This is a genomic window from Catenulispora pinisilvae, from assembly GCF_015356865.1.
Lineage (GTDB): Bacteria > Actinomycetota > Actinomycetes > Streptomycetales > Catenulisporaceae > Catenulispora > Catenulispora pinisilvae.
Window position 1 is genome coordinate 1 of record NZ_JAAFZA010000404.1, and the last position, 5,656, is coordinate 5,656.

Here is a 5,656-nt window from a genome sequence, read left to right on the forward strand (position 1 = left end):
CCCCAAAAGAAGACCCGACCCCGAACAGCCACCCGTAAGGGAGAGTCCTTATATAGGTCAGGCTTCAGATACGTCAGCCCGTCAGCTACATCAGCCCCTCAACCACATCAGCCCTTCAAATAAGCCAGCACCGCCAACACCCGCCGGTTATCATCCCCCGACTCCGGCAGCCCCAGCTTCATAAAGATGTTCGACGTATGCTTGGCGATCGCCCGCTCGGTGACCACCAGCCGCTCGGCGATCGCCGCGTTCGAGCGGCCCTCGGCCATCAGTGACAGCACCTCGCGCTCCCGGTCGGTCAGCGCGCCCAGCGGTTCCTTGCGGGCGCCGCGTGCCAGCAGTTTCGAGATCACCTCGGGGTCCATCACGGTGCCGCCGGCCGCGACGCGCCGGACCGCGTCCACGAAGCTGTCCGAGTCGAAGACCCGGTCCTTGAGTAGGTAGCCGATCGCGCCTGCGCCGTCGGCCAGGAGTTCGCCGGCGTAGAGCTGCTCGACGTACTGCGACAGCACCAGCACCGGCAGGCCCGGGACCACCTTGCGGGCCTCCAGTACCGCCCGCAGGCCTTCGTCGGTGAACGTCGGGGGCATCCGTACGTCCACCACGGCCACGTCCGGCCGCTCCCCCACCAGCGCGGAGACGAGTGCGGGGCCGTCGCCGACGGCCGCCGCGATCTCGAATCCGTACGCCTCCAGCAGTCGGATCATGCCGTCCCGGAGGAGGAAGAGGTCTTCGGCGAGGACGACACGCACGGCAGCTCCATGGTCACGACGGTCGGTCCGCCCGGAGGGCTGCTCAGGGCGAGGATCCCGTCGAAGGTAGCAAGTCGGCGCTCGATCCCGCGCAGTCCGCTGCCCTTGTCCACATCCGCGCCGCCGATGCCGTTGTCGCTCACGGAGATCTTCAGCAGGCCGCCGGCGACCCGCATGTCGATCCAGACGTGCGTGGCGTGGGCGTGCTTGGCGACGTTGGTCAGTACCTCGCTGACCGCGAAGTAGGCTGCGGACTCCAGCGGCAGGTCCAGCCGCGCCGGTACCTCGGCGTGCACGTCGATCTCCAGTGGCGAGTCCAGGGCCGTGGCCCGTACCGCGTCCACCAGGCCGCGGTCGGCCAGCACCGGGGGGTGGATGCCGCGTACCAGGTCGCGCAGCTCGGACAGGGCCTTGGCGGAGGAGTCGCGGGCCTCCATCAGGAGCTTCTGCGCCGCCTCCGGGTCCTGCTGCATCAGCTGCGAGGCGGCGTTGAGGTGCATGCCCATGGCGACCAGGCGGGCCTGCGCTCCGTCGTGCAGGTCGCGCTCGATCCGGCGCAGCTCGGCGGCCTGGGTGTCGACGGCGTCGGCGCGGGTCTGGGTCAGGTGCTTCATACGCGCCTCGACCTGGGCCGGCGTCGGGGCCAGCAGGACCCGGGACCAGCGGGCGTGCCACTCCAGCAGCTTCGGGGCGACGGCGAAGCCCAGGGCGATCTCCAGGACGCCGAGCGCCGCCGGGGCCCAGCGCATGCCCTCGTTGCCGTGGTGGACGTGGATGAAGCCGAACCAGTCGTTGAAGCCGTGGTCCACGAAGACATTCCACATGGCGCTGATCACGATGCCGTAGAGGCCCTCGAGCACCAGGCCGATCGGGATGACGGCCAGGACCGCCCCCACCGCCGGTTCGGTCACCACCCACGCGCCGTCCCGCCAGAACGCCGGGTCGGTGCCGTGGAACCGGATCCGCTCCAAGTAGCCGGCGAACCCGGAAGCGAACTCCGGCTCGGCCCGGTACGGCCGCGGAATCTCGATCCCCCGCCACTGGCCCACCTTCTTGCGGCGCAGATCGGCCAACCAGCGCAGGTAGTACGCGGCCGGCGGGATCATCAGCAGGCCGAGCCCGATGCCGGCCATGCCGACCACCAGCGTCAGCATGATGTAGCCCAGCGTCATCGGGACCAGCATCACGAAGAACCAGAACCCGCCCTCCAGGACGGCGCTGCCTCGCTTGTTGGTGTTCGTCATGTCCTCAAGTCTCGGGTCTGGGCCTTTGCCGGGCGATGGGCTTACCCACCCAGTGTGGGGTGTATCTAAGTACACCTCCAGCATGGGTACTACAACCAGTGACCGGCGCGGCGGTCGGCCGCGACGCTGAAAGGCATGTGGACTTCTCTGGTCGCCGGCATCACCCTCGCCGCCTCGGCGCTGTCCGGCTCCGTCGCACACGCCGCGGGCCCCGGCTCCGCCGCCCCGGACCTGCCGGGCGTCGGCGCCCTCATCGACCAGACCGTCACCGCGCAACTGGCGAAGGACAAGATCCCGGGCGCGGCGGTGGTCGTGGTCGCCGGCGGCCAGACCGTGTTCGCGCAGGGCTACGGGGTATCCGACGTCGCGGCCGGTACCCCGGTGGATCCGGTGCGCACCGAGTTCTTCACCGGCTCGGTGGCGAAGGTCTTCACGGCCACCGCGGTCGCGCAGCTGATCCAGGAGGGCAGGCTCGACCCTCACGCGGACGTGAACACGTATCTGAAGGCGTTCAAGATCGCGAATTCGTTCCCCGGCCACCCGGTGACCGTGCAGAACCTGCTCACCCACACCAGCGGCTTCGACGACGAACCGCTCGGTGTGGCCGTGCCCGACGCGAAAGACGTCCCGGCGCTGGGCAAGTACCTCGCGGACAACGAACCGTCGCGGGTGCGTCCGCCCGGCACGCTGGCCGCGTACGACAACTACGGCGTCGCGCTGGCCGGCTACCTGGTCGAGACCGTCTCCGGTGAGCCGTTCGCGCAGTACATGAAGGACCACGTGTTCGGACCGCTCCAGATGGACGACTCGACCTTCGAGCAGCCACACCCGGCCGCGATCGACGCGAACCTGGCGAAGGGCTACCGCCCCGAGAGCGCCGAGCAGGTCGCCGAGGACGGCCAGTACGGCGGCTGGTCCCCGACCGGGGCCGGCACCGTGGCCACCGCGACCGACGTCGGCAAGTTCATGATGGCGCAGCTCTCCAAGAACCCGGTGCTGGGCCCCGGCGTCGCGGATCTGATGCAGCGGCAGCAGTTCACGATGGACCCGCGGCTGCCCGGCATGGCGTACCTGTTCGAGGAACGGCCGCGCGACGGGCAGCGGATCCTGTTCAAGGACGGCGATGTGCCCGGCTTCCACAGCGACATGGAGCTGCTGCCGGACAAGGACATCGGGATATACGTGGTCTACAACGGTGACGGCACCGACCGGATCGCGCAGTGGGATGGCAAAGCCCTGATCAACCAGATCGTCGACAAGTGCTTTCCGAACAACGCGCCGGCCCCGGCGACCGTCAAGGACCCGAAGGCGGACAGCTACGCCGGCACCTACCGCAGCGACGAGGTCAGCCGGGGCGACGTCACCCGGGTCTCCGGGCTGGTCTCCTCGGTGACCGTCGCGGCGAACTCCGACGGCACCATCACCACCGACGGACTGTCGCAGAACCCGAAGATCGGCGACCAGCGCTGGATCCCGCTGGGAAACGGCGAGTTCGCCGAGCAGGGCGGCCAGGACCGGCTGGTCTTCGACGGCCACGGCCACCTGGCGACCACCATCGATCCGACCGACGCGTACTACAAGCTGGCCTGGTACAACTCCCCCACACTGCACCTGCCGATGTTCTACGGCGGCGCCGGGATCCTCGCGGCCGCGTTCCTCGGGTTCCCGGTCCTGGCCCTGATACGGCGGCTGCGGCAGCGGCCGGCGCACTCCAACGGGGCCCGGAACGCCCGGATCCTCGCCTGGGTCGCCGGCGCTCTGGCCACCGTGTTCACCTTCGGATTCCTCAGCATGACCAGCGACATGAACGCCTTCCTCCAGACGATCATCCTCGGCTCCTCGACGCTGACCCTCCTGTTGGTGCTGAACGCACTGCTCACGGTCTGCACGGTCGGGATGCTCGCCGGCAGCGCCGCGGCCTGGCGGCTGGGCTGGTGGCGGCCGGTCGGGCGGATCGCGTACACGCTCACCGCCCTGGGCTCCGTGGCGTTCCTGGTCGTCGCGTTCACCTACAACCTGGTGTGGCCCTGATCCGGCAAGCTGGTAGGGCCCTGATTCGGAACGGTAGGGCCACAGCGCGTCAGGCCTCGAAGACAGTCACGTCGATCTCGGCCAGCCGCTCCGGGTCGGCCAGGATGTCGATCTCCTTGATCCGGCCGTCGACCACGGTGAAGCCCATGACCGCCACCGGTTTGCCCGCCACGATCGTGACCCGCCCCGGCGCTCCGTTGACGAGCGCCGGGTGCGCGTTCGCGGAGAACCGCCCGAACATCAACGCCTGCTTGGCCACCGCCTCGGCGCCGCGCAGCAGCTTGAGGCCGGCCGGCAGGGTGCCGTAGTCGGCGCGGAGCACGACGTCCGGGTCCAGGACCGCGACCAGCGCGGCGAAGTCGCCGCCGCGAGAGGCCGCGGAGAAGGCCCGGACGACCTCCTTCTGCCGGTTCAGATCCGGGTCCGGAACGGCGTCGGAGACCTGCACCCGGCGCCGGGCCCGGCTGGCCAGTTGGCGCGCGGCCGCCGGGCTCTTGTCGACGATGACCGCGATGTCCTCGAAGGGGACGGCGAACATGTCGTGCAGCACGAACGCCAGGCGCTCGGCCGGTTTCAGCGTCTCCAGGACGACCAGCAGGGCCAGGCCGACGGAGTCGGCGAGCAGCGCCTCGTGCTCGGGGTCCAGGCCGGTCTCGGGCGAGACGATCGGCTCGGGGACGCGGGCCGACTCCAGCGACTCCTCCCGCCTGCGGGATTTCAGCATCTCGAGGGCGACGCGCGCGACCACCGTGGTGAGCCACGCGGTGAGGTTGGCGATGGCGTCCACGCGGTCGTCCGGCTGCCGGCTCAGGCGCAGCCAGGACTCCTGGACCGCGTCGTCGGCCTCGGACAGCGAGCCCAGCATCCGGAAAGCGACCGCGCGCAGGTGGCGCCGGTTCTCCTCGAAACGCCCGGCGAGCCATTCGGTGCTCTCAGTGCTGTCCACGGCGGCTCTCTTTCCCTGTCAGGTGCGGTCGTCGGTATGACCGTTCGGCCGCTTGATTTGTGACAGGGGCCAGGAGAAGGCGCCTCAGAGAAGACGGCGTCTCAGAGAACCTGCGCCAGCCGAGCCGCGTCCTCGCCGAGACCGGCTTCCTCGAAGGGGATCCAGCGGTGGTCCTCGACTTCCTCCAGTTGGAGCTCGACCTCCGTCGTGCCGGGCTCCCCATTGAGCCGGAACGCGTAACGGAAATCGAAGTGCCAGTGCTCTGGTTCGCCCTTGGCCGGATTGGCCGGGATCCTGTGCGCGTCGATGGCCAGCGGGAGGACCGGGTCGCCGAGGAGGGTGACGTGCTCCGCGCCGAGGCCGGTCTCCTCGCGCAGCTCGCGGCGCGCGGCGTCGGCGAGCGAGGCGTCCCCGGGCTCGGTGTGACCGCCGGGGTTGAGCCAGCGGCGCAGGGACTTGTGGGCGATCTGGAGCAGCCGGCCGTCCCCGGCCACGACGAAGGCACCGGTGGTGACGTGGCCGGGAAGGGTGCTGCGCACGGTCAGGTGTTCGGTGGTCGCCAGCGCCTCGGTGAAGGGACGCAGCCGCTCGGCCTGGTCCGGGTAGCGCTCAAGATAGCGGGCGACGAGGCGGCGGATCTCGGCGTCGGTCACGAGGGCGGGGTGCGGCGGGGTGCTCATGGC

Annotated in this window: 5 protein-coding genes; 1 reads left to right on the top strand and 4 read right to left on the bottom strand. The window is 69.9% G+C overall.

All coding sequences use genetic code 11. The features are described 5' to 3' along the window. Positions 1–107 precede the first annotated feature (107 nt). Positions 108–752: a LuxR C-terminal-related transcriptional regulator gene (locus tag IZR01_RS47815; protein WP_194893862.1), complete on the bottom strand. Its 645-nt coding sequence runs from the start codon at positions 750–752 to the stop codon at positions 108–110. After that, on the bottom strand, positions 704–1,996 hold the full coding sequence (locus IZR01_RS47820; protein ID WP_194927735.1) for a sensor histidine kinase: 1,293 nt from the start codon (positions 1,994–1,996) through the stop codon (positions 704–706). The genes IZR01_RS47815 and IZR01_RS47820 overlap by 49 nt, the downstream gene beginning before the upstream one ends. Positions 1,997–2,131: 135 nt before the next feature. On the opposite strand from IZR01_RS47820, the gene IZR01_RS47825 reads away from it, so the two are divergent. Further along, complete coding sequence (locus IZR01_RS47825; protein WP_194927736.1) at positions 2,132–4,027, top strand: serine hydrolase domain-containing protein; 1,896 nt, start codon at positions 2,132–2,134, stop codon at positions 4,025–4,027. Between the two features lie 49 nt (positions 4,028–4,076). Here IZR01_RS47825 and IZR01_RS47830 read toward each other — a convergent pair whose 3' ends face one another. Continuing rightward, positions 4,077–4,973: a sigma-70 family RNA polymerase sigma factor gene (locus IZR01_RS47830; protein WP_194893859.1), complete on the bottom strand. Its 897-nt coding sequence runs from the start codon at positions 4,971–4,973 to the stop codon at positions 4,077–4,079. A gap of 101 nt (positions 4,974–5,074) precedes the next feature. Further along, the coding region (locus IZR01_RS47835; RefSeq protein ID WP_228561383.1) for an NUDIX hydrolase at positions 5,075–5,656 on the bottom strand (582 nt) is incomplete at its 5' end.